The sequence below is a fragment of the Stenotrophomonas sp. 10N36 genome, from assembly GCF_056395005.1.
This window is the reverse complement of sequence record NZ_JBFTIS010000014.1, coordinates 59,999-84,045: the sequence shown is the minus strand read 5'-3', so window position 1 is coordinate 84,045 and position 24,047 is coordinate 59,999. Positions and strand designations below refer to the sequence as shown.

Sequence of the window (24,047 nt, the reverse complement as noted above, 5' to 3'; positions counted from 1 at the left end):
CGTTGAGCAGTCACGTAGAGCCGGGCTCTGCCCGGCTGAAGCGCCTCCAACGCCAGCGCATGCAGGATGCAAGCCGGGCAGAGCCCGGCGCTACGCGGCTATAGCGCAAGCGCCAGCGCGTACCGGATGCAGGCCGCGCCAGAGCCCGGCGGTACCCGGGCCTTACGGCCCCGGCACCATCTTCTTCTGCTTCGCCTTGAAGCGGTTGAACACCGGCGCGATCAAGGGGTGGTAACTCCACGCGATGCGCTTGCGCAGCCAGCTGGCCGGGCGGTTGCGGATCGCGAACCGGTAGATGTGCTCCGGATTGCCGCCCACCACGTTGCGCCCGAACGGGTGCGTGGTGTGCAGGTACTTGAAGCCCTGTGCACGTGCGATCGGCAGGTAGTCCGCGTCGAAATCGCCGTAGGGCCAGCACAGCGTGTCCGACACCTCGCCCAGCTGCTGCTGCAGCACCAGCCGCGCCATCGACAGGTCGCGGGTGATGCCCTCGCACTTCTGCTCGCGGGTAATGTCCTGCTTCAACCAGCGCGTATGCGAGTGGGTGTGGCAATGCACTTCGAAGGTGCCGGCCGCGATCATCGCGCGCGCCTCGCTCCAACGCATCATCACTTCGTCGGTGCGGTCGTCACGCAGGATCGCCGCTTCGCACCCGCGATGGTCCGGGGTAGGTGGCAGCGTTACCCCCGGTTGCCCGGCGTGCGGGCGCACCGGGCCTTCGCCCATCCAGCCGGTCACCACGAACACCACCGCGTGCATGCCGTACTTGAGCAGGATCGGGTGCGCGTACACCCAGTTGTCCAGGTAGCCGTCGTCGAAGGTGATCACGATCGACTTACGCGGGACCGGCTTGCCGGCCAGGAAGTCGGCGTACTGCGCCAGCGTCAGCGAGGTCCAGCCGTTGTGGGCCAACCACGCGATCTGGCTTTCGAAGTTCTCCGGCGACACCGTGATCATCCCCGGCGACGGCGATACGTGGTGGTGCATCAATACCGGCACGGATCTAGCGTTGGCCATGGCCCAGTTCCTTCAACCACTGGTGGTAATAGTGTTCGGTCGCTTCGGTATGCCCCGACGGGGTGAAGCGCTGCGCGCTGCGCATCCATTCCCAACCGGCGCGGCCCATGCGCCGACGCTGCGCGGAGTCGTCAACCAGGGTCTGCAACGCCTGGGTCAGGGCCGCCTGGTCGCCTAGTGGGGCGAGAATAGCATTGCTGCCTTCCAACACCATTTCCGGCACCCCGCCCACGCGCGTGGCCACCACCGGCACGCCCACGTGCGCCGCCTCCAGGAATACCGTGCCGGCCGCTTCCTTGTGCGTGGCCAGGGCGAAGATGTCGAAGCCGGCCATCAGGCGGCATGCACCGTGCCGGTAGCCGAGCAGGTGCACCTGCGCGGCCACGCCCAGCTCGCTGCGCAGCGCCTCCAGCCGGCCCATCACCGGCTGGCCGTCACCGACAATCACCAGGTGCAGGTTGGGATGCTGGCGGCACAGCGGCGCAATCGCGCGCAGCAGGTCCACGTGGCCCTTGGGTTCACGCAGCACCGCCACGCAGCCAACCACGATCTGGTCGTCGGCAAAGCCCAGCTCGCGGCGCACTTCGGCACGGGTGTCCTGAACGCATTGCCACGGATCTTCGCAATCGATCTTCGACCACTCCGGCGGCACCGCGATCGGCGGCACGATGCCCACGTGGCGGTCGTCCACCCCGCGCGCCACCAGCAGCTGCTTGACGAAGCTGCTGACCGTCATCACCCGGTGCGGCAGGCCGGTATAGGTCAGCAGCGAGTTGACCGGGCTCATCAGGTGGCGCGAGCGCACCACCAGTGGCGTGCGCCCCAGCCGCGCACCGGCGGCGGCGATCAGGCTGTCGCGACGGCTGGTGGTATTGACCACGTCGAAGCCATGGCGGCGCACCAGCCGCCGCACCGACCAGATCCCGCGCACCAGGCGCAGCAGCCCGCCCATTTTCAGGTCATGGACGGTGAAGCCGGCCTCGCGTGCGACGGTGCCCAGCTGCGCACCGGGCTGGCACAGCAGCGACACGTCATGGCCACGCTCGCGCATGGCCAGCATGTGGCGGTAGATGTAGATCTCCTGCCCGCCGAATCCCTTGGCGGCTTCCGTGTGCAGGATCTTGAGGGGCGCGGTGTTGGAAGGCATGTTCATCATGAACGTTCCGGGGGAGCGGCCGGCTTATGGCCGGCGGAAATGGGTGAGGGCATCCCACGCCGCGCGTACTGCAGCGGCATCGGGTTGCTGGTCGGCCACCGGCAGGTACTGGCGGTCCAGGGTGGTGGCGTTGCCGAACTTGTCGAACACGTAGGTGCGCTCGCCATGGCGGATGCCGCGCTGCGACCAGCTTTCCACCAGCAGGGCACGGTCGGTCGGCACCGGGTCGAACAGGTCGCGGCCGGTACTGAAGTCCGCCAGCGCGTTCTCGCACCCCAGGCCATGGCGCATCAGGGTGGGTACCCAGTCTTCGTGGCTGGTGTTGGCGGTATGCCGGGCGGGCGCGCGGCCGGGCCAATGCAGCACGAACGGCACGCGCATCTGGTAGTCGGAGAAGTTGCCGTTGTGGCCCCAGTAGTTCAGGCCGAGGTCGTTGAATTCCTCGGCGTGGTCGCCGGTCACCAGCACGATGGTGTTGTCGGCCTGGCCGCTGTCGCGCAGGGTCTGCATCAGCTCGCCCAGCAAGCCATCGGCGTAGTGCACGGCGGTGCGGTAGCGGTTGCGCTCGGGCACCGGCACGTGGTCCTCGTCCAGCGCGAGGAAGTCGATGTGGGTCGCCATCGGGGTGGCCAGCGGCGGGTAGTCCTTGGGCAGGTGGTAGGGCGCGTGGGTGCTGTCCAGGAACGCAAACCCGAACCAGTGCCCCTTGCCGGGCCGGGTGATGTCGGCGCGCAGGGCATCGATGATGTGCCGATCGCGCGCGGCCACCGGCAGTGCCGACGGCGCGGTGTGCAGCTGGTTGCGCACCTGGGCAAACACGGTGCGGTCGAATTCCGGGCTGTGCAGCGGCGCGCTGCCATACAGGTGCAGGTCGTACCCCTGCTGCTGGAGCACGTCGAACAGCTGCGAGCCGCGCTGTTCGCTGAGCATGCTGTCCCAGTAGCCGCCGGGCAGCCCGTACAGCAGGCCGAACAGGCCGTAGCGGGTGGCATTGCCGCTGCTGTAATGGGCGGTGAACTGTTCCGACTGCGCGGCCAGTGCCCAGGTGTTGGGCATGGTGGTGGCGTCCAGCGCGTCATGGCGCAGCGATTCCATCACCACCACCAGCACATTGGGCTGCACGTTGCTCTGGCAGCGCATCGGGTGCAACGGGTACTGCAGCTGGCTGTGGCGCGGGTCGGGCAGGCTGGCCTGGGGCAGGCTGTGCACGCCGAGCCGGTGCATGTGGCGCTTGGCGGTGATCGGCTGCGCCCAGGGCAGGTAGGCCCACTGGCTGGTCACCGCGCGTTCGCCGCGGGCGTCGTAATAGGCGGTGGCGACCTGGCCGCAGGTCATCAGGACCAGGCCGGCAGCCCAGGCCAGCAGCAGCGGCCGCCGCCGCGCCGCGCCGGGTACCAGCCGCCAGCAGGCCCAGGCCAGCAGCACCTCGGCCAGCACCACGGCGGCCAGCACGGCCCCGGCCTGCAGCCAGGTCTGCCAGGACAGCGCGACCTGGTCCTGCAGTGCGCCGCCGAACACCATGTTGAGCACCATGGCATTGAGGTGGAAGCGATACAGGGCGAACACCTTGGCATCGACCAGCAGCAGGCACAGCCACAGGGTCTGCAGCACCACCGCGCTCACCACCAGGCCCCGCGGCGCGCGCAGGCCCAGCCCGAGCAGCAGCGGCAGCAGCGACACCACGGCGCCGAGTGCGAGAAAATGGCCGGGCAGGGCAACGCTCAGGTAGGCCAGCCCGAGCCCGCCACCGGGGTTGTCGCCCAGCGGGGTGTTGCCCAGCGCGATGAGGATCGCGGCGCCGGCATTGAGGGCGGTGAACAGGCTCAACCAGGCCAGGCGCTGCCAGCGCGTGGACGGGGAGGGGGTATAAGCGGGCAGGGAAGAGGGCATGGAGCGTGTCGGCGGCGCAGTGGAAGGGGCGGGGGACGTGGCGGCGGCTGCGTCGTCACCCTGCGTATGGCAACAGGGCGGGCGCATTGTATCGGTTTGTATCTTTGTGTCGGCAGTGCCGGGTGGCGGATCTGGCACAATGTTCAGCCGGGCCACCGAGATGGCCCGCGACCCATCCGAACAAGCCAGGAAGCCGCTGTGAGCCAGATCCCGACCCTCGACATCACCCGTTTCGACAGTGACCGCGACGCCTTCGTTGCCGAGCTGGGCGCGGCCTACCGCGAATGGGGATTCGCAGGCATCCGCAACCACGGCATCCCGCAGGCCGACATCGACGCGGCCTACGAGGTGTTCAAGGCCTTCTTCGCACTGCCGGAAGAGACCAAGCGCCAGTACCACGTGCCGGGCAGCGGCGGGGCGCGCGGCTACACGGCCTTTGGCGTGGAGACGGCCAAGGGCTCGCAGCACTTCGATCTGAAGGAGTTCTGGCACATCGGCCGCGAGATTCCGGACGACTCGAAGTACCGTGATGTGATGGCGCCGAACCTGTGGCCGTCCGAGGTGCCGAACTTCCGCGAGCGGGGCTATGCGCTGTACCAGGCGCTGGACCAGCTGGGGTCGCGGGTGCTGTCGGCGCTGGCGCTGCACATCGGGCTGCCGGAAGATTTCTTCGCGGACAAGACCAACAACGGCAATTCGATCCTGCGCCCGATCCACTACCCGCCGATCACCGCCGAGAACATTCCGAACGTGCGCGCCGGTGCACACGGCGACATCAACTTCATCACGCTGCTGGTGGGCGCGAGCGCGGCGGGGCTGGAGGTGCAGTCGCACGAGGGCAAGTGGGTGCCGTTCACCTCCGACGCGGACACGATCGTGGTGAACATTGGCGACATGCTGCAGCGTCTGACCAACCATGTGTATCCGTCGACGATCCACCGGGTGGTCAATCCCCCGGGCGAGCAGGCGCGCCAGCCGCGCTATTCGGTGCCGTTCTTCCTGCACCCGAATCCGGACTTCCTGATCGATGTGCTGCCGACCTGCATCACGCCGGAGAACCCGAGCCGCTATCCGGAGCCGATTACGGCGCATGGCTTCCTGGAAGAGCGTTTGCGCGAGATCAAGCTGAAATGATGTTGGGAGGAGGGCCGCCGGAAGGCGGCCTTCTTCTTTTTAACGTCAAATTCAACGGCAACTTCAACGGCAACGGCAACTGCAACGGCTGGCTGGCTGGTCGGTTGCTGTCGGTTGGTCGGGCGCTGCCATGCCCCGCCGGGACACGCCGTGAACCCGTCCCTGGGGGCTCTTAGGCAACATCCATGTTGCCTAAGGTCCCGGCGGGGCATGGCAGCGCCCGACCTCACAGATTGCTGCGACCGGAACCGAGGGCAGGGGCGGGCTTGCTGCTGGTGCTTTGGGTCTGCGGATAGTTGAGGCTGTGGGCTGTGGGCTGTGGGCGACGGGCTACGGGTGACTGGGTGACTGGGTGACTGGGTGACTGGGGATTGGGGATTGGGGATTGGGGATGGGTGATGGGTGATGGGGTGTGGGGATGGGTAGGTGCCGACCGTTGGTCGGCACGCTCCACCGCTCTCCCATGCGAACCGGCCAACTGTCGGGGGCTGGTGTGGGTGGGTTGGCGGGACCGTTGGGCGCCATGGATGGCGCTCACGAGCCTCCAGGGACGGATTTACGGCGTGTCCCGCCAACCCACCCGCGCCAGCCCAACTCGATAGCAACGGAATCCACGCCGTTCGCATCCCCCCAAACCAATATCCATTTGAAATGTAAGCGTTTTCGCAACCACGCCGTTTCGTTTCATCCGGTATCATTGCGGGCTGATACCCAAAGGAGCACCGCATGCGCCGCAAGATCGTCGCCGGTAACTGGAAGCTGCACGGCAGCCGCCAATTCGCCACCGACCTGGTCAGCGACCTGGTCGCCAGCCTCCCGGTCGATGGCGTCGAGGTGGTGATCCTGCCCCCGCTGCCGTACCTGGGCGAGCTGGTCGAAGCCTTTGAGGGCCGGGCCATCGCCTTCGGCTCGCAGGATGTCAGCTCCAACGAAAAGGGCGCCTACACCGGTGAGGTCTCCGCCGCCATGCTGGCCGAAGTCGGGGCCCGGTTCGGCCTGGTCGGCCACTCCGAGCGCCGCCAGTACCACAATGAAACCAGCGAACTGGTTGCCCGCAAGTTCGCCGCCGCCCTGCATGCCGGCCTGGCCCCGGTGCTGTGCGTGGGCGAAACCCTCGAGCAGCGCGAGGCCGGCCAGACCGAGCAGGTCATCGCCGCCCAGCTCGCCCCCGTGCTTGCCCTGGTCGGCCCGGCCGGCTTCCAGCACGCCGTTGTCGCCTATGAGCCGGTCTGGGCCATCGGTACCGGCCGTACCGCCTCCAAGGAGCAGGCCCAGCAGGTCCATGCGTTCATCCGTGGCGAAGTGGCCAAGCTGGATGCTAGAATCGCCGATTCGTTGCCGATCCTGTACGGCGGCAGCGTGAAGCCCGACAACGCAGGGGAACTGTTCGCGCAGCCCGATGTCGATGGTGGGCTGGTGGGCGGCGCCTCCTTGGTAGCCGCGGACTTCCTGGCCATCGCCACTGCGGCGGCCGGGCGCTAATTCGTAATGTTGCCGGCCAACCGCCGGCACGAACATGTCCGAGGACGGATTCGAAATGCTGATGTTGATCCTCAATGTGGTCTACGTGCTGGTGGCTGTTGCCATGATCGCGCTCATCCTGATGCAGCGTGGTTCCGGTGCCGCCGCAGGCTCGGGTTTCGGCGCCGGCGCCTCGGGCACGGTCTTTGGCGCGCGTGGCGCGTCCAACTTCCTGTCCAAGTCGACCAAGTGGCTGGCCGTGGTGTTCTTCGGCATCAGCCTGTTCATGGCCTGGTACGCCAGCCATGGCTCGCGCCCGGCCACCCAGCAGGATCTTGGTTTGATGTCGGCCCCGGTCGCAACGACCCCGGCCGCCCCGGCGGGCGAGCTGCCGGCCGTGCCCAAGGCCCCGGAAACCGCTGTGCAGCAGTCGGTTCCGCAGGCCACTGTGCCGGCTCAGGCGGAAACGCCGAAATCTGGTGAAGAAAAGCCTTCGGAAGGCACCCAGACTCGCTGAAGACGGTTACAATATGCGGCGCACTGAGGGAATCCGATAGGGAAACCCCTCTTTGCGAACGTAAGCCCAGGTGGCGGAATTGGTAGACGCACTACCTTGAGGTGGTAGCGACTTAGGTCGTAGGGGTTCGAGTCCCCTCTTGGGCACCATTTTGTTTGTAAGCGGGTTCGTCTGGCGCGCAAAGCGCCAGGTAGCGGTATCCGTCCACTCCCCCATGCCAACACGCCTGCAGGCGTCGCGGCAGAGGCAAGAGAGAATCGCTGTGCTGGCCGAATATTTGCCGTCTCTGCTGTTTCTGATCGTTGCCACCGGTATCGGCGTTTCGCTGATGCTGGTTGGCCGATTCCTCGGTCCACGACGTCCTGATCTGAAAAAGCTCTCGCCGTACGAATGCGGCTTCGAGGCTTTCGAGGACGCGCGCATGAAGTTCGATGTGCGCTACTACCTGATCGCGATCCAGTTCATCGTATTTGACTTGGAAATCATCTTCATCGTGCCGTGGACCCAGGTCTTCATGGAACTGGGCGCACGCTCGCTGGTCACGATGGGCCTCTTCGTAGGCATGCTTTTCCTCGGTTTCATTTACGTCTGGAAGAAGGGAGCGCTGGAATGGGAGTGATTCAGACGCTCGATGGCCTGATGAACAACCCGGTCCCGGAAGGGCGGGTCGACGACATCCTGCGCCCCGAAGGCGACAACCCGCTGCTGGAAAAGGGGTACCTGACCACCAGCGTCGACGCGCTGTTGAACTGGGCACGTACCGGTTCGATGTGGCCGATGACCTTTGGTCTGGCCTGCTGCGCGGTCGAAATGATGCATGCCGGCGCCGCGCGTCTGGACCTTGACCGTTACGGTGTGGTGTTCCGCCCGTCGCCGCGTCAGTCCGACGTGATGATCGTGGCCGGCACCCTGGTCAACAAGATGGCCCCGGCCCTGCGCAAGGTCTACGACCAGATGCCGGACCCCAAGTGGGTCATCTCCATGGGCAGCTGCGCCAACGGTGGCGGCTACTACCACTACTCCTATGCAGTGGTTCGTGGCTGTGACCGCGTGGTGCCGGTGGACATCTATGTCCCCGGTTGCCCGCCAACCGCCGAAGCGCTGGTGTACGGGATCCTGCAGTTGCAGAAGAAGATCTGGCGTACGCAGACCATCGCCCGCTGACCTCCCTCCTGACTAGAGCACGCCAAGCCCCCATGGCAGAGCAAGCACCTTCCTTCATCGACCGACTCTCCGCACACTTTGCTGGTGCGCAGGTCTTCGTGGTCGAACCCCGCGGCGAAGTGACGCTGGAAGTGCCCGCCGCTGACTGGCATGCCGCGGCTGTGGCGCTGCGCGACGTATTCGGTTTCGAGCAGGCCGTCGATCTGTGCGGCCTGGACTACCTCGGCTACGGCAGCGACGAATGGGATACGGCCGATGTGTCGTCCCAGGGCTTCAGCCGTGGCGTCGAGGGCAAGTCCGTCGGCCGGTTCGCCTGGGGTGAATTCCCCACCCGCGAAACCAGCGATGGCGCCCAGCCGCAGCCGATTCCGCTGCAGCGTTTCGCCGTGGTCGCCCAGCTGCGTTCCTACCAGCACAACCTCACCATGCGCATCCGTTGCTTTGCGCCGAATGAGGAACTGCCGGTGGTCGCCTCGCTGACCGACGTATGGCCGGGCCTGAACTGGTTCGAGCGCGAAGCGTTCGACCTGTTCGGCGTGATCTTCGAAGGCCACCCGGACCTGCGCCGGATCCTGACCGACTACGGCTTCGTCGGCCATCCGTTCCGCAAGGATTTCCCGCTGATCGGCAACGTCGAAGTGCGCTACGACGAAGAAAAGAAGCGCGTGATCTACGAACCGGTGACCTCGGTGGAGCCGCGCGTCGGCGTGCCGCGCGTGATCCGTGACGATGCCCGTTTCCAGACCGCTGCCGGCGAAAGCGCGCAGACGGAGGCAGTAAAGTGAGTGCTGATCTGAGCAAGCGTGAACCCCAGGCCCACCAGGCCTTTGCGAGCAACCCGGCAGAACTGCGCCAGGAAATCCGCAACTACACGATGAACTTCGGTCCCCAGCATCCGGCCGCGCACGGTGTGCTGCGCCTGATCCTGGAAATGGACGGCGAAACCATCATGCGTGCAGATCCCCACGTGGGCCTGCTGCACCGTGGTACCGAAAAGCTGGCCGAATCCAAGCCGTTCAACCAGTCGATCGGCTACATGGATCGCCTGGATTACGTGTCGATGATGTGCAACGAGCACGCCTACGTGCGCGCGATCGAAACCCTGATGGGGATCGAAGCGCCGGAGCGTGCGCAGTACATCCGCACCCTGTTCGACGAAATCACCCGCATCCTGAACCACTTGATGTGGCTGGGGTCCAACGCGCTCGATCTGGGCGCGATGGCGGTCATGCTGTACGCCTTCCGCGAACGCGAAGAGCTGATGGACTGCTACGAAGCGGTCTCCGGCGCACGCATGCACGCGGCGTACTACCGTCCGGGCGGCGTCTACCGCGACCTGCCGGACCGCATGCCCAAGTACACCGAATCGCGCTGGCACAAGGGCAAGGCCCTGAAGAACCTCAACGCCGCGCGCGAAGGTTCGCTGCTCGATTTCCTCGAGAATTTCACCGTTGAATTCCCGAAGCGTGTCGACGAGTACGAAACCCTGCTCACCGACAACCGCATCTGGAAGCAGCGTACCGTTGGCATCGGCGTGGTCACCCCCGAACTGGCGCATGCCTGGGGCATGACCGGCGTGATGCTGCGCGGCTCGGGCATCGCCTGGGATCTGCGCAAGAAGCAGCCGTACGCCAAGTACGACGCCGTCGAGTTCGACATCCCGCTGGGCAAGGAAGGCGATTGCTACGATCGTTACCTGTGCCGCGTGGCCGAAATGCGCGAATCCAACCGCATCATCAAGCAGTGCGTGGCGTGGCTGAAGGCCAACCCGGGCCCGGTGATGGTGAAGAACTTCAAGGTCGCCCCGCCCAGCCGGGAAGACATGAAGGACGACATGGAAGCGCTGATCCATCACTTCAAGCTGTTCAGTGAAGGCTACTGCGTCCCGGCCGGCGAAACCTACGCCGCCGTCGAAGCGCCCAAGGGCGAGTTCGGCTGCTACCTGATGTCCGATGGCGCCAACAAGCCGTTCCGCGTGCACCTGCGCGCGCCGGGCTTCGCCCATCTTTCCTCGATCGACTCGATCGTGCGCGGGCACATGCTCGCCGACGTGGTGGCCATGATCGGCACCTACGATCTGGTGTTCGGCGAGGTGGACCGGTGATCGCATCCGCTTGCACGATGCCTGACACCCGCCGGCTGCTGCCGGCGCTGCAGGTTCTGGTTTTTAACGATTTCGTATTCGCTGAGGTCGGCCGATGAAGGCGACAGGTAATTTCGAGGCGGCGCGCGACGTCGACCCGATGGTGGTCTTGAATGACAAGACCCGTGCGCACATCGATCACTGGCTGGCCAAGTTCCCGCCGGATCGCAAGCGCTCGGCTGTCCTGCAGGGCCTGCACGCCGCACAGGAACAGAATGCGGGCTGGCTGACCGACGAGCTGATCGCCGGCGTGGCCAAGTACCTGGACCTGCCGCCGGTGTGGGCCTACGAGGTCGCCAGCTTCTACTCGATGTTCGAACTGGAGAAGGTCGGCCGCCACAACGTCGCCTTCTGCACCAACATCAGCTGCTGGTTGAACGGTGCCGAAGACCTGGTCGCGCACGCCGAGAAGAAGCTCGGCTGCAAGACCGGTCAGTCCACCGCCGACGGCCGCGTCTACCTCAAGCGTGAAGAAGAATGCCTGGCCGGTTGCGCCGGTGCGCCGATGATGGTCATCAATGGCCATTACCACGAGCGCCTGACCGTCGAGAAAGTCGACGAGCTGCTGGACGGGTTGGAGTAAGACATGGCACATCATCACGCACCCAGTGGTCCGGTCGGTCCCGCACCGTTGCCGCACCAGGTGGTCTACACCACCCTGCATTACGACACCCCGTGGTCGTATGAAAGCTACCTCAAGACCGGTGGCTACGCCGCCCTGCGCAAGATCCTCGAAGAGAAGATCTCGCCGGAGCAGGTCATCGAGATGGTCAAGCAGTCCAATCTGCGCGGCCGCGGTGGCGCCGGCTTCCCGACCGGCCTGAAGTGGTCCTTCATGCCCAAGGGCACGATGCAGAAGTACATCCTGTGCAACTCGGATGAATCCGAGCCGGGGACCTGCAAGGACCGCGACATCCTGCGTTACAACCCGCATTCGGTCGTGGAAGGCATGGCGATCGCCTGCTACGCCACCGGCTCGACCGTGGGCTACAACTACCTGCGTGGCGAGTTCCACCACGAGCCGTTCGAGAACTTCGAGCAGGCCCTGGCCGACGCGTACGCGAACGGCTGGCTGGGCAAGGACATCCTTGGCAGCGGCGTGGACATCGACATCTACGGCGCGCTGGGCGCTGGCGCCTACATCTGCGGCGAAGAAACCGCGCTGATGGAATCGCTGGAAGGCAAGAAGGGCCAGCCGCGCTACAAGCCGCCGTTCCCGGCCAACTTCGGCCTGTACGGCAAGCCGTCGACGATCAACAACACCGAGACCTATGCCTCGGTGCCGGCGATCATCCGCAACGGCCCGGAATGGTTCCAGGGCCTGAGCCTGACCAAGAACGGCGGCCCGAAGATCTTCTCGGTCTCCGGCTGCGTGCAGAAGGGCGGCAACTTCGAAGTGCCGCTGGGCACCACCTTCGACGACCTGCTGGAAATGGCCGGTGGTCTGAAGCCGGGCCGCACGCTCAAGGGCGCGGTCCCGGGCGGCGTCTCGATGCCGGTGCTGAAGGCCGAAGAGCTCAAGGGCCTGCAGATGGACTACGACACCCTCCGTGCCCTGGGCACCGGGCTGGGGTCGGGCGCCATCGTGGTGCTGGATGACAGCGTCTGCTGCGTCAAGTTCGCCTGCCGCATCAGCCAGTTCTTCCACAAGGAATCCTGTGGGCAGTGCACCCCGTGCCGCGAAGGCACCGGCTGGATGCATCGCGTGCTCGAGCGCATCGTCGCCGGCAAAGCCACCATGGAAGACCTGCATCAGTTGAAGACGGTGGCCGGCCAGATCGAAGGTCACACCATCTGCGCGTTCGGTGAAGCGGCGGCATGGCCCATCCAGGGCTTCCTGCGCCAGTTCTGGGACGAATTCGAGTACTACATCGTCAACGGTCATTCGATGGTTGACGGCAAGAAGGTGGAGGCAGCCGCTGCATGAGCGCGCAACCCAACAATCCGGGCGTGACGCCGGCCGTGGTGCCCGAGGGACATGTCACCGTCGAAATCGACGGTCAGTCCCTGGTCGTGCCCAAGGGCTCGATGATCATCCAGGCCGCCGACAAGGCGGGCATCCCGATCCCGCGCTTCTGCTACCACGAGAAGCTGCCGATCGCGGCCAACTGCCGCATGTGCCTGGTCGACGTCGAAAAGTCGCCCAAGCCGGCACCGGCCTGCGCCACGCCCGTCATGGATGGCATGAAGGTCGCCACCCGCAGTGAAAAGGCGCTGAAGTTCCAGCGCTCGGTGATGGAATTCCTGCTGATCAACCACCCGCTGGATTGCCCGATCTGCGATCAGGGCGGCGAGTGCGAGCTGCAGGACGTGTCGCTGGGCTATGGCCGTTCGGTCAGCCGCTTCAACGAGCGCAAGCGCGTGGTGCCCGACGAGGACATCGGTCCGCTGGTCGCCACTGAAATGACCCGCTGCATCCAGTGCACCCGCTGCGTCCGCTTCACCGCCGACGTTGCCGGTACCTACGAGCTGGGTGGCATGTACCGCGGTGAAAACCTGCAGATCGGCACCTACGACGGCAAGCCGCTGACCACCGAGCTGTCCGGCAACGTCGTCGACGTGTGCCCGGTCGGCGCGCTGACCAACAAGGTGTTCCAGTTCCGCGCCCGTCCGTGGGAACTGACCGCGCGCGAGTCGCTGGGTTACCACGACGCGATGGGCTCGAACCTGTTCCTGCACGTGCGTCGCGGCGAAGTGCTGCGCGCTGTGCCGCGTGACAACGAGTCGGTCAACGAATGCTGGCTGTCCGACCGCGACCGTTATTCGCACCAGGGCCTGTACAGCGAAGACCGTGCGGTCAAGCCGCTGCGCAAGGTCAATGGCGAGTGGAAGGAAGTGAGCTGGGCTGAAGGCCTGGCCGCGGCCAAGGAAATCTTCGCCGCCAACCAGGGCGATGACCTCGGCGTGCTGGTGCACCCGTCGGCCTCGAACGAGGAGGGCGCGCTGCTGGCCCGTCTCGCCGCCGGCCTGGGCACCACCAACATCGACCACCGCATCAACAACCGCGACTTCTCCGACGCCGCCACCGCCGAAGTGTTCGGCCTGCCGCTGGCCGAGATCGAAGCCGCCGACAGCATCGTCGTTCTGGGCAGCAACATCCGCCACGAACTGCCGCTGCTGCATGCCCGCCTGCGCAAGGCGCAGACCACGCGCAACGCCAAGATCCACGCCGTCAACCCGGTGGACTTCGACTTCGCGTTCAAGCTGGCCAGCAAGCAGATCGTTGCCCCGTCGGCCTTCATCGAGGCGCTGGGCTCTGCCGCGCTGCGTGATGCCGTCAGCGCCTCGGCCGGCAACGCCGTGCTGATCGTCGGTGGCATCGCCGAAAACCACCCGCAGGCTGCTGCGATCCGCGCCGCGGCGCGTGATTTCGCTGCCGCCACCGGTGCCAAGCTGTGCCGTATCCCGCAGGGTGCCAATGCCGTGGGCCTGTCCCGCGCCGGCGTGCTGCCGGCCGGCAAGGACGTCAACGCCATGCTGGCCCAGCCGCGCAAGGCCTATGCCATCTACGGCATCGAGCCGGGCCTGGACTTCGCCGACGCCGCCGCTGCCCGCAAGGCACTGGCCGGCGCGCAGGTGGTGGCCTTCAGCCAGTTCGCCTGTGCCTCCACCCGCGACGTCGCCGACGTGATCCTGCCGATCGGCGCGCTGCCGGAAGTGGATGCCACCCTGACCAACCTTGATGGTCGCGAGCAGTCGGCCCGTGCCGGCGGCAAGCTGCCGGGCGAGGCGCGTGAAGGCTGGCGTGTGCTGCGTGCACTGGGCGGCGAGCTGGCCCTGGCCGGTTTCGAGTTCATCGACCTGGCCGGCCTGCGTGCCAGCCTGGCCCCGGTCAGCGTCACCGTGGCCGCCTCGGCCGCAACGCCGCTGGCAGGCGAGGGTCTGGAAGTGACCTCGACCGCCGCGATTTACCGCACCGATGCGGTGGTCCGCCGCGCCCAGGCGCTGCAGTCGCATCCGCTCAACACCGCGCCGCGCATCGTGCTCAATACCGCCGATGCCGCCCGCCTGCAGTTGGCCGAAGGTCAGATGGCCAAGGTCGGCACCGATGCCGGTCGCGCCACTCTGCCGGTGGTGGTCGACGCCCGCGTCGCCGCGGGTTCGGTCTGGATTGAATCGGGCCACGGTGCAACCGCACCGCTGGGTGCCGCTCGCGTAACGGTGGTGGCTGCATGAACGAATTGCTGTTGAACGCGGTCGACCCGCTGCACCAGTGGCTGCTGTCACTGGGCGACATCGGCGCGCTGCTCTGGATCATCCTGAAGATCCTGGTGATCGCCATGCCGGTGATCATCTCGGTGGCGTTCTTCGTGGTCTGGGAACGCAAGCTGATCGGCTGGATGCATGTCCGCCATGGTCCGATGTATGTCGGCATGGGCATCTTCCAGGCCTTCGCCGACGTCTTCAAACTGCTGTTCAAGGAAATCATCCAGCCGGCCAGCTCGCACAAGGCGATGTTCATCCTTGCGCCGCTGATCACGCTCGGCCCGGCCTTCGCGGCCTGGTCGGTGATTCCCTTCGACGCCAAGATCGTGCTGTCCAATGCCAATGCCGGTCTGCTGTACCTGCTGGCGATGACCTCGCTGGGCGTGTACGGCATCATCCTCGCGGGCTGGGCGTCCAACTCCAAGTACGCCTTCCTGGGTGCGATGCGCGCCTCGGCGCAGATGATCAGCTACGAAATCGCGATGGGCTTTGCCCTGGTCGGCGTGATGATCGCTTCGGGCAGCTTGAACCTGAGCAGCATCGTGATGGCCCAGGCCGGCAGCTCCGGCTTCTTCGACTGGTTCCTGCTGCCGCTGTTCCCGCTGTTCATCGTGTACTGGGTGTCCGGCGTTGCCGAAACCAACCGCGCGCCGTTCGACGTGGTGGAAGGCGAATCGGAAATCGTGGCCGGCCACATGGTCGAGTACTCCGGTGGTGCGTTCGCGCTGTTCTTCCTGGCCGAATACGCCAACATGATCCTGATCAGCTTTCTGATCTCGATCTTCTTCCTCGGTGGCTGGCTGAGCCCCATCCAGGGCTGGGTCAACGCGGACATCTCGCCGTGGATCGACTGGCTGTGGAAGGGCGGTTGGCCGTGGCTGCTGCTGAAGGTGTTCTTCTTCGCCAGCGCCTACATCTGGTTCCGTGCCAGCTTCCCGCGCTTCCGTTATGACCAGATCATGCGTCTGGGCTGGAAGGTCTTCATCCCCCTCACCATCCTCTGGATTGCAGTGACGGCGGTGATGGTGTTCTACGGCGTGATCCAGAAGGGCGTCTAAGTGATGAATCGAATTACCCATTACTTCAAAAGCCTGCTGCTGCTCGAGCTGCTCGGCGGTCTGTGGTTGACCCTGAAGTACGCCTTCAAGCCCAAGTACACGCTGATGTACCCGATGGAGAAGTTCCCGCAGTCGCCGCGTTTCCGTGGCCTGCATGCGCTGCGCCGCTACCCCAACGGGGAAGAGCGCTGCATCGCCTGCAAGCTGTGCGAAGCGGTGTGCCCGGCACTGGCCATCACCATCGATTCGGCCAAGCGCGAGGACGGCAGCCGCCGTACCACCCGTTACGACATCGATCTGTTCAAGTGCATCTTCTGCGGCTTCTGTGAAGAAAGCTGCCCGGTGGACTCGATCGTCGAGACCCACATCCTCGAGTACCACTTCGAGAATCGTGGCGAGAACATCGTTACCAAGCCGCAGCTGCTGGCCATCGGGGATCGGCTTGAAGCCGAAATCGCCGAGCGTCGCGCCGCCGATGCCGCTTTCCGCTGAGGTCGAATGATGGATTGGGTAAATATCAGTTTCTGGGTCTTCTCCATCGTGGCGGGCATTTCCGCCGCGGCGGTGATCAGCGTGCGCAATCCGGTCTACGCCGTATTGAACCTGATCCTGACCTTCTTCTCCGTGGCCTGCATCTGGATCCTGGTCGGCGCTGAGTTCCTCGGCGTGGCCCTGGTGCTGGTGTACGTGGGCGCGGTCATGGTGTTGTTCCTGTTCGTGGTGATGATGCTCGACATCGATGCCACCAACCTGCGCGAAGGCTGGGTGCGTTACCTGCCGATCGGCCTGGTGGTCGCGGTCACCATGCTGGTGCAGATGCTGGTGCTGATCGGGGTGAAGGGCAGGGCGGTCAACCCGTTCCCGGCCGACAACGCCGCCGCACTGGCGGCCGACAGCTCCAACATCACCTGGCTGGCCCGCAGCCTGTTCACCGAATACCTGCTGCCGTTCGAGTTCGCCGCCGTCATCCTGACCGTGGCCGTGGTTGCCGCCGTGATGCTGACCCTGCGTCGCCGCACCGGCCTGAAGACCCAGAACCCGAGCGAGCAGACCATGGTCAAGGGCAGCGACCGCCTGCGCGTGGTCAAGATGGCTGTCGAAAAGCCGGTGGTCCACACCAACACCAAGCCGTCCAGCGACGAGGAGGCAACGCCATGATCACCCTCGGCCATATCCTGGCACTGGGCGCGCTGCTGTTCTGCATCAGCCTCGCCGGCATCTTCCTCAACCGCAAGAACATCATCGTGCTGCTGATGTCGGTCGAGCTGATGCTGCTGTCGGTCAACATCAATTTCGTCGGGTTCTCGCGGGAACTGGGTGACACGGCCGGCCAGCTGTTCGTGTTCTTCATCCTCACCGTTGCCGCGGCCGAGGCCGCGATCGGTCTTGCGATCCTGGTAACCCTGTTCCGTAATCGCCGCACCATCAATGTCGGCGAAGTCGACTCGCTGAAGGGCTGATCCGTAGATGGAAATCACTCTCTCCAAGAGTCTGTTGATCGCAGTGGTGCTTGCACCGCTGATCGGCAGCATCATCGCTGGCCTGTTCGGCCGGCAGGTCGGTCGCATCGGCGCACAGACGGTCACCATCCTGGGTGTCGGCGCCAGCTGCATCATGTCCAGCTACGTGCTGTACATGCTGCTGTGGGGCGGCGCACAGCCGTACAACGAGAACATCTATACGTTCTTCGAAGTCGGCCAGTACTCGGCGCATGTCGGTTTCATGATCGACAAGCTGACCGCCATGATGATGGTCGTGGTGACCTTCGTGTCGTTCCTGGTGCACGTGTACACCATCGGCTACATGCAGGATGACCCGGGCTACCAGCGGTTCTTCAGCTACATCTCGCTGTTCACCTTCTCCATGCTCACCCTGGTGATGAGCAACAACTTCCTGCAGCTGTTCTTCGGCTGGGAAGCGGTGGGCCTGGTGTCGTACCTGCTGATCGGTTTCTGGTTCAAGCGCCCGACCGCGATCTTCGCCAACATGAAGGCGTTCCTGGTCAACCGCGTGGGTGACTTCGGCTTCATCCTGGGCATCGCCGGCGTGTTGTGGGTGTTCGGTTCGCTGGACTACGCCACCGTGTTCGCCAATGCGCCCATCCTGGGCAGCCCGCAGGCACAGATGCAGATCTGGTCCGGCGCGATCACCCTGTTCGGCACCTCGTTCCAGGTGCTGGACGCCCCGGTGATCTGGTCCATCGCCACCATCATCTGCATCTGCCTGTTCATCGGTGCAATGGGCAAGTCCGCCCAGGTGCCGCTGCACGTGTGGCTGCCGGACTCGATGGAAGGCCCGACCCCGATCTCGGCCCTGATCCACGCCGCGACGATGGTGACCGCCGGTATCTTCATGGTCACCCGCATGTCGCCGCTGTTCGAGCTGTCGCAGACCGCGCTGAACTTCGTGCTGTTCATCGGTGCCACCACCGCGTTCTTCACCGGCCTGATCGGCATCGTGCAGAACGACATCAAGCGCGTCGTCGCGTACTCCACGCTGTCCCAGCTGGGCTACATGACCGTGGCGCTGGGTGTGTCGGCCTATTCGGCCGCCGTGTTCCACCTGATGACCCACGCCTTCTTCAAGGCGCTGCTGTTCCTGGGTGCCGGCTCGGTCATCATCGCGATGCACCACGAGCAGGACATGCGCAAGATGGGCGGCCTGCGCAAGTACATGCCGATCACCTTCGTGACCATGTGGATCGGCACGCTGGCCCTGGTGGGTACGCCGTTCTTCTCCGGCTTCTACTCCAAGGACACCATCATCGAGGCGGCGCAGCACCACGCGCACGTGTCGCATAGCTGGGTGGCCACCTACGGCTACTGGGCGGTGCTGGGCGGCGTCATCGTGACCAGCTTCTACAGCTTCCGCCTGCTGTTCCTGACCTTCCATGGCAAGGAACGCTTCCGCGACGCGCATGACGATCACGCCCATGGCCATGACGATCACCATGCCGACGCGCATGCGGTCGATGGCCATGCTGCCGACGCCCACGCCGCCGATGCCCACCATGGCGACGCGCACCATGACGACCAGGGCCATGGCCACGGTCCGCATGAGCCGCACGAAACCCCGTGGGTGGTGACGCTGCCGCTGATCCTGCTGGCGATCCCCTCGATCGTGATCGGCTTCTTCGGCATCGGTCCGATGCTGTACGGCACGGACTGGAAGGGCGCGCATGCCGAGCACGCGATCCCGGGCCAGGTCCATTCGTTCTTCACCGGCATCGTTGATTTCTACGTCCCGTCGCGCGACACCATTGGCGCGCTGGCCGAAGAGTTCCACGGCCCGGTCGCGTTCGCGCTGCACGGCATGATGGCCCCGGCCTTCTTCCTGACCGTGGCCGGCTTCCTGCTGGCGGTGCTGTTCTACCTGTGGAAGCCGGAGCTGGCGGGCAAGGCCCGCACGACCTTCGCGCCGCTGGTATCGGTGCTGGAGAACAAGTACGGCTTCGACAAGCTGTGGATCGGCGGCTTCGCCGGTGGCGGCATCAAGCTGGGTAAGGTTTCGCGCGCGATCGACACGAACATCGTCGATGGTGTGGTGGTCAACGGTTCGGCTCGCCTGATCGATCTGGCGGCCAACCTGCTGCGTCGCACCCAATCCGGTTTCCTCTATCACTACGCCTTCGCGATGATCATCGGCCTGATTGCCCTTCTGGGCGTCCTGATGCATTACCTGCGTTGATGACCTGTACGGAATAAGAAGACGTGTCGAACTGGCCCCTACTCAGTGTTCTCATCTGGCTGCCGATCCTCGGCGGTGCCTTGATCCTTGCCATCCGTGACGCCCAAACCGCCCGGTGGGCGTCCCTGGGCGTCGCGGTGCTGACCTTCGCGGCCAGCCTGTCGCTGCTCAGCGGCTATGACGTGGGGAACGACGCGCTGCAGTTCGTCGAAACCCGCGCCTGGATCCCCGCCTACAAGATCGGCTACAACCTGGGTGTGGACGGCATCGCGATCGCGCTGATCCTGCTGACCACGCTGGTGTCGGTGCTGGCCCTGATCGGCGCCTGGAGCGCCATCGACAAGCGCGTCAACCAGTACGTGGCCGCCTTCCTGATCCTGGAAGGCGTCACGGTGGGCATCTTCGCGGCAACCGACGCGATGCTGTTCTACGTGTTCTTCGAAGCCATGCTGATCCCGATGTTCCTGATCATCGGTGTCTGGGGTGGTCCGCGTCGCATCTACGCCGCGCTGAAGTTCTTCCTGTACACCTTCCTCGGCTCGGTGCTGATGCTGGTGGCCCTGATCTACCTGTACCTGAAGGGCGGCAGCTTCCAGCTGGCCGACCTGTACCAGCTGCAGCTGTCGGGCAAGGAACAGACCTGGATCTTCTTCGCCTTCCTGATCGCCTTCGCGGTCAAGGTGCCGATGTTCCCGGTGCACACCTGGCTGCCGGACGCCCACGTCGAAGCACCCACCGCCGGTTCGGTGATCCTGGCCGCCATCGCCCTGAAGATCGGTGGCTACGGCTTCCTGCGCTTCAACCTGCCGATCGTCCCGGACGCATCGCAGGAATGGGCCTGGCTGGTGATCACGCTGTCGCTGATCGCGGTGATCTACGTCGGCCTGGTCGCCCTGGTGCAGGACGACATGAAGAAGCTGATCGCCTATTCGTCGATCGCGCACATGGGCTTTGTCACCCTGGGCACCTTCATTGCGCTGTGGCTGGTACGTGATGCCGGCAACCCCGATGCGGCCCGCCTGGGCCTGCAGGGCGCCATGGTGCAGATGATTTCGCACGGCTTCGTGTCCGGTGCGATGTTCTCCTGCGTCGGCGTGCTGTACGACCGCATGCACAGCCGCCGCATCGCCGATTACGGCGGCGTGGTCAATGTGATGCCGTGGTTTGCCACCTTCGCCATGCTGTTCTTCATGGCCAATGCCGGCCTGCCGGGTACAAGCGGTTTCGTCGGTGAGTTCATGATCATCATGGCCAGCTTCCAGCGCAATCCGTGGCTGGCACTGGGTGCGGCAAGCACCCTGGTGATCACGGCGGCCTATACGTTGTGGTTGTACAAGCGCGTGTTCTTCGGTGAAGTGGCCAATGCCCATGTCGCCGAACTGAAGGACATCAACGGTCGCGAGTGGCTGGTGTTGGGTGTATTTGCCGTGGGCACGCTTGCCCTTGGCCTGTACCCCAAGCCGCTGACCGACCTGATGGAGCCCTCGATCGCGAAGCTGGCGATGCAGATCGCATCCAGCAAGCTGCTGTAATCGGGCCGTCGAGAGTATTGATTCCAGGATTTGATGATGACCACCTCGCCGCTGTTGCCGTTGACCGCCGCCGACCTGCCGCCGCTCGCTCCCGAGCTGGTGCTGATTGGTAGTGCGTTCGCCCTGTTGATCCTGGATCTGTTCATCAGTGAGAAGAACAAGATCTGGACCCACCTGCTGTCGGTCGCCGCGCTGGCCGCGGTGCTGTTCATGCTCGCCACCGGAGTGGGCGGGCAGGGCGAGGTCTTCCACGGCATGTTCGTCCGCGATACCGCGGCGGACGTGATGAAGACCGTGATCGTGCTGTGCAGTGGCCTGACCCTGGTTTACGGCTGGAGCTACCTGCGCGAGCGCAAGCTGTACCAGGGCGAGATTCCGGTGCTGATTCTGTTCGGCACCGCCGGCATGATGATCCTGGTGTCGGCCGGCAGCCTGCTGATGGTGTACCTGGGCCTGGAACTGCTGGCCCTGTGTTCGTACGCTCTGGTGGCCAGCAACCGTGAGAACGGCTTGGCTTCCGAAGCGGCGATGAAGTACATCGTGCTGGGTTCGCTGGCCTCGGGCCTGCTGCTGTATGGCATGTCGCTGATCTACGGCGCCACCGGTTCGCTGCACCTGGACGTCATCCACGCCGCCATTCCGCATTCGGAAGAGCGCGTGCTGCTGCTCACCGGCGCGGTGTTCATGATTGCCGGCGTGGCCTTCAAGCTCGGCGCGGCGCCGTTCCACATGTGGCTGCCTGACGTGTACCAGGGCGCACCGGCCCCGATCGCGCTGTTCATCAGCTCGGCGCCGAAGCTGGCCGCCTTCGGCATGGCTTACCGCCTGCTGGAAGTGGGCGTGGGTCCGCTGTCGGACGAGTGGAAGTATCTGATTGGTGGTCTGGCGGCGCTGTCGCTGGTGATCGGCAACCTGATGGCGATCGCGCAGACCAACCTGAAGCGCATGCTGGCGTACTCGACGGTGTCGCACATCGGCTTCCTGCTGCTGGGCATTGCCGGCGGTGGCGAGCAGGGGTACGCGGCGGCGCTGTTCTATGCCCTGAGCTACGCGATCATGTCGACCGCCGGCTTCGGCGCGATCATCGCGCTGTCGCGCAGCGGCTTTGAAGCGGAGAACATCGACGACTTCAAGGGGCTGAATGCCCGCAACCCGTGGATGGCCGGCCTGGTGCTGTGCATCATGGCGTCGATGGCCGGTATCCCGCCGTTCCTGGGCTTCTGGACCAAGCTGGCGGTGCTGGGCGCGGCGATCAACGGCGGCATGCTGTGGTTGGCGATCCTGGGCGTGCTGTGCGCGGTGGTGGGTTGCTTCTACTACCTGCGTGTCATCAAGGTCATGTACTTCGATGAGCCGGTGGGCGAGCCACTGCCGGCCAACAACGACCGTGTGCTGGGCGTGGTGCTGGGCGTGAATGCCTTGGCGCTGCTGGCCCTGGGCCTGTCGTGGAACCCGATCATGGTGTGGTGCCAGCAGGCATTTGCACATCTTGCGTAAAAAACGATACAAAACTGCGCAAATCGTGTAATATTCGTTTCCTGAGTTGTTGCTGCAGCGGTTTCGCCAGAAGATCGTTGCAAGGTACCCACCGTTGGTTGGTACGCCGGCTCATCCGCTTTTGATGCGGGGTGGAGCAGTCTGGCAGCTCGTCGGGCTCATAACCCGAAGGTCGCAGGTTCAAATCCTGCCCCCGCTACCATATATCTCCGGTGCAAGCCGGAGACAGTGGACGAATCAAGCGACTCCGGAAACGGGGTCGCTTTTTTCGTTGTATGCCCAGGGCGTTGGTCGGCTGCTCCGGCTGCTCCGGCTGCTCCGGCTGCTCCGGCTGCTCCGGACGCTCCGGACGCTTCGGTAGAGCCGACCGTTGGTCGGCTGCTTCACACGTTGCGGTAGAGCGGACCGGACGGCTGCTCCGGACGTTGCGGTTGCCCGGTAGAGCCGACCGTTGGTCGGCTGCCTTTCCTGGACGCCGGACGATATGTTTCACCAAGGGGTTGCATGGGAATGAAAACTCCCTTACAATTCCGCTTCTGCTGCGGGGTGGAGCAGTCTGGCAGCTCGTCGGGCTCATAACCCGAAGGTCGCAGGTTCAAATCCTGCCCCCGCTACCACAGAAAATCTGCAGTGCAGATGCAGTAGACGAAGAAGCGATTCCGGAAACGGGGTCGCTTTTTTCGTTGTGGGGTTTGGTTTGTTTTTTCGAGGCAAGTGCAAAAGCGAAAGCAACCGCTGAAGCCAGAGCCAGATCAAATTCGGTGTGCCGGCATCTGGGAGGGCGCTGGCATGGGTGGGCTCGCGGGGCACGCTGCAAGTACGTCCTTGTAAGCTCCGCCAGCGCATCCATGCGCTGGAGGGCCCCGCAATCCCACCCATGCCAGCGCCTCCATAGAGTGTCGGTGTGCAACGAAGATCAACGGCCGGCTCTGCTTTGCTCTCTTTCGCCGTGCGGTGCTGAGTTTAGTCGGGTGTGTTGTTTGGGTTTGTTGAGTTGGTGGTGTGGGGTAGGGCGAGGATCTGGCTTGGCTATCGGCGCATAGCGCTGCCTTGTTTGATCTCAGTGACTGGTCCATTTGCATCCAGGTGCCGGTGTGGGTGGGTTGGCGGGACCGTTGGGCGCCATGGATGGCGCCCACGAGCCTCCATGGATGGATTCACGGCGTGTCCCGCCAACCCACCCGCGCCGGTGCCCGCGACGCAAGCGACCAGCCCCGCCTTTGATCTACGCGCTGGAAGCCCGACACCCCCGTTCAGCTTTCGCAATAGCCACCCCGCAGAAACCCCTGGCCATTGCACCAGCGCGGTGCAACGGCTATCATCAGCGGCTTAGCGGACTGTCCATGCGTATCCTTTCAACGGATGTGAATGCGGCCCGCGACCGGCTTCCAGGAACGGCACCCTGTACCCAGGCCGCCGTGACCCCCCGGAAGGCTGGGCTCGCAGGAACACACACCGCGTGTGTTCCCGCTACCGGAATCCAGCATGACCGGAGTTGTACCGGACAAGGGGCCCAGCGGGCCCTTTGTTGTTTCCGGAACATGTTCAGTAGAGCCCGGCCAGCGTGACTGGCCAAACCGTATCT

At 64.7% G+C, this 24,047-nt stretch carries 20 protein-coding genes and 3 tRNA genes; 20 read left to right on the top strand and 3 right to left on the bottom strand.

All coding sequences use genetic code 11. The annotated features are described in order from the left end of the window. Positions 1 to 162: 162 nt before the first annotated feature. The 3 genes from AC1DCJ_RS14170 to AC1DCJ_RS14160 are packed head-to-tail and all read right to left on the bottom strand — an operon-like array spanning position 163 to position 4,063. Positions 163 to 1,017, bottom strand: a complete 855-nt coding sequence (locus AC1DCJ_RS14170) for a polysaccharide deacetylase family protein (RefSeq protein WP_137191714.1) — start codon at positions 1,015 to 1,017, stop codon at positions 163 to 165. Then, on the bottom strand, positions 1,004 to 2,170 hold the full coding sequence (locus tag AC1DCJ_RS14165; RefSeq protein WP_478071242.1) for a glycosyltransferase family 4 protein: 1,167 nt from the start codon (positions 2,168 to 2,170) through the stop codon (positions 1,004 to 1,006). Before AC1DCJ_RS14165 ends, AC1DCJ_RS14170 begins: the two co-directional genes overlap by 14 nt. 27 nt (positions 2,171 to 2,197) lie before the next feature. Continuing rightward, entirely contained in the window at positions 2,198 to 4,063 is a 1,866-nt protein-coding gene (locus AC1DCJ_RS14160) for a sulfatase-like hydrolase/transferase (RefSeq protein ID WP_478071241.1), read from the bottom strand. 198 nt (positions 4,064 to 4,261) lie between these two features. On the opposite strand from AC1DCJ_RS14160, the gene AC1DCJ_RS14155 reads away from it, so the two are divergent. The 20 genes from AC1DCJ_RS14155 to AC1DCJ_RS14060 all read left to right on the top strand — a co-directional run bounded on the left by AC1DCJ_RS14155 (position 4,262) and on the right by AC1DCJ_RS14060 (position 23,079). Next, positions 4,262 to 5,197: an isopenicillin N synthase family dioxygenase gene (locus tag AC1DCJ_RS14155; protein ID WP_038687229.1), complete on the top strand. Its 936-nt coding sequence runs from the start codon at positions 4,262 to 4,264 to the stop codon at positions 5,195 to 5,197. Between the two features lie 726 nt (positions 5,198 to 5,923). After that, positions 5,924 to 6,679, top strand: a complete 756-nt coding sequence (gene tpiA / locus AC1DCJ_RS14150) for a triose-phosphate isomerase (protein WP_038687231.1) — start codon at positions 5,924 to 5,926, stop codon at positions 6,677 to 6,679. 55 nt (positions 6,680 to 6,734) lie between these two features. After that, a complete protein-coding gene (gene secG, locus AC1DCJ_RS14145; protein ID WP_038691966.1) occupies positions 6,735 to 7,175 on the top strand; it encodes a preprotein translocase subunit SecG in 441 nt (146 codons plus the stop codon). Between the two features lie 64 nt (positions 7,176 to 7,239). Continuing rightward, positions 7,240 to 7,324, top strand: a tRNA-Leu gene (locus tag AC1DCJ_RS14140). Positions 7,325 to 7,437: 113 nt separating this feature from the next. Then, entirely contained in the window at positions 7,438 to 7,794 is a 357-nt protein-coding gene (locus AC1DCJ_RS14135; protein WP_038691968.1) for an NADH-quinone oxidoreductase subunit A, read from the top strand. Beyond that, a complete protein-coding gene (locus tag AC1DCJ_RS14130) occupies positions 7,785 to 8,339 on the top strand; it encodes a NuoB/complex I 20 kDa subunit family protein (protein ID WP_038687233.1) in 555 nt (184 codons plus the stop codon). Before AC1DCJ_RS14135 ends, AC1DCJ_RS14130 begins: the two co-directional genes overlap by 10 nt. A 32-nt stretch (positions 8,340 to 8,371) precedes the next feature. Next, the gene (locus tag AC1DCJ_RS14125) at positions 8,372 to 9,124 is read left to right on the top strand and encodes an NADH-quinone oxidoreductase subunit C (protein ID WP_478071240.1); all 753 of its coding nucleotides are present in this window, start codon (positions 8,372 to 8,374) and stop codon (positions 9,122 to 9,124) included. An 89-nt stretch (positions 9,125 to 9,213) separates the two neighbouring features. Further along, positions 9,214 to 10,443, top strand: coding sequence for an NADH-quinone oxidoreductase subunit D (locus AC1DCJ_RS14120; RefSeq protein WP_244880231.1), 1,230 nt, complete (start codon positions 9,214 to 9,216; stop codon positions 10,441 to 10,443). 94 nt (positions 10,444 to 10,537) lie between these two features. After that, on the top strand, positions 10,538 to 11,065 hold the full coding sequence (gene nuoE, locus AC1DCJ_RS14115; RefSeq protein ID WP_038687236.1) for an NADH-quinone oxidoreductase subunit NuoE: 528 nt from the start codon (positions 10,538 to 10,540) through the stop codon (positions 11,063 to 11,065). Positions 11,066 to 11,068: 3 nt separating this feature from the next. Next, complete coding sequence (nuoF, locus tag AC1DCJ_RS14110; RefSeq protein ID WP_038687238.1) at positions 11,069 to 12,409, top strand: NADH-quinone oxidoreductase subunit NuoF; 1,341 nt, start codon at positions 11,069 to 11,071, stop codon at positions 12,407 to 12,409. Beyond that, a complete protein-coding gene (nuoG, locus tag AC1DCJ_RS14105) occupies positions 12,406 to 14,658 on the top strand; it encodes an NADH-quinone oxidoreductase subunit NuoG (protein ID WP_038687240.1) in 2,253 nt (750 codons plus the stop codon). Before nuoF ends, nuoG begins: the two co-directional genes overlap by 4 nt. Continuing rightward, entirely contained in the window at positions 14,655 to 15,746 is a 1,092-nt protein-coding gene (nuoH, locus tag AC1DCJ_RS14100) for an NADH-quinone oxidoreductase subunit NuoH (protein ID WP_038687242.1), read from the top strand. The genes nuoG and nuoH overlap by 4 nt, the downstream gene beginning before the upstream one ends. 3 nt (positions 15,747 to 15,749) lie before the next feature. Continuing rightward, positions 15,750 to 16,238 carry an NADH-quinone oxidoreductase subunit NuoI gene (gene nuoI, locus AC1DCJ_RS14095; RefSeq protein WP_038687244.1) on the top strand — a complete coding sequence of 163 codons (489 nt, stop codon included), beginning with the start codon at positions 15,750 to 15,752 and terminating at the stop codon, positions 16,236 to 16,238. A gap of 6 nt (positions 16,239 to 16,244) precedes the next feature. After that, positions 16,245 to 16,904: an NADH-quinone oxidoreductase subunit J gene (locus AC1DCJ_RS14090; RefSeq protein WP_181406245.1), complete on the top strand. Its 660-nt coding sequence runs from the start codon at positions 16,245 to 16,247 to the stop codon at positions 16,902 to 16,904. Next, positions 16,901 to 17,206 carry an NADH-quinone oxidoreductase subunit NuoK gene (gene nuoK / locus AC1DCJ_RS14085; protein ID WP_017355932.1) on the top strand — a complete coding sequence of 102 codons (306 nt, stop codon included), beginning with the start codon at positions 16,901 to 16,903 and terminating at the stop codon, positions 17,204 to 17,206. The genes AC1DCJ_RS14090 and nuoK overlap by 4 nt, the downstream gene beginning before the upstream one ends. 7 nt (positions 17,207 to 17,213) lie before the next feature. Beyond that, entirely contained in the window at positions 17,214 to 19,433 is a 2,220-nt protein-coding gene (gene nuoL, locus AC1DCJ_RS14080) for an NADH-quinone oxidoreductase subunit L (RefSeq protein WP_478071239.1), read from the top strand. 23 nt (positions 19,434 to 19,456) lie between these two features. After that, positions 19,457 to 20,965, top strand: coding sequence for an NADH-quinone oxidoreductase subunit M (locus AC1DCJ_RS14075; RefSeq protein WP_478071238.1), 1,509 nt, complete (start codon positions 19,457 to 19,459; stop codon positions 20,963 to 20,965). 36 nt (positions 20,966 to 21,001) lie between these two features. Next, positions 21,002 to 22,462: an NADH-quinone oxidoreductase subunit NuoN gene (gene nuoN, locus AC1DCJ_RS14070; protein ID WP_038691974.1), complete on the top strand. Its 1,461-nt coding sequence runs from the start codon at positions 21,002 to 21,004 to the stop codon at positions 22,460 to 22,462. 125 nt (positions 22,463 to 22,587) lie between these two features. Further along, a tRNA-Met gene (locus AC1DCJ_RS14065) sits at positions 22,588 to 22,664 on the top strand. 338 nt (positions 22,665 to 23,002) lie between these two features. After that, positions 23,003 to 23,079 (top strand) — tRNA-Met (locus AC1DCJ_RS14060). Positions 23,080 to 24,047 lie beyond the last annotated feature (968 nt).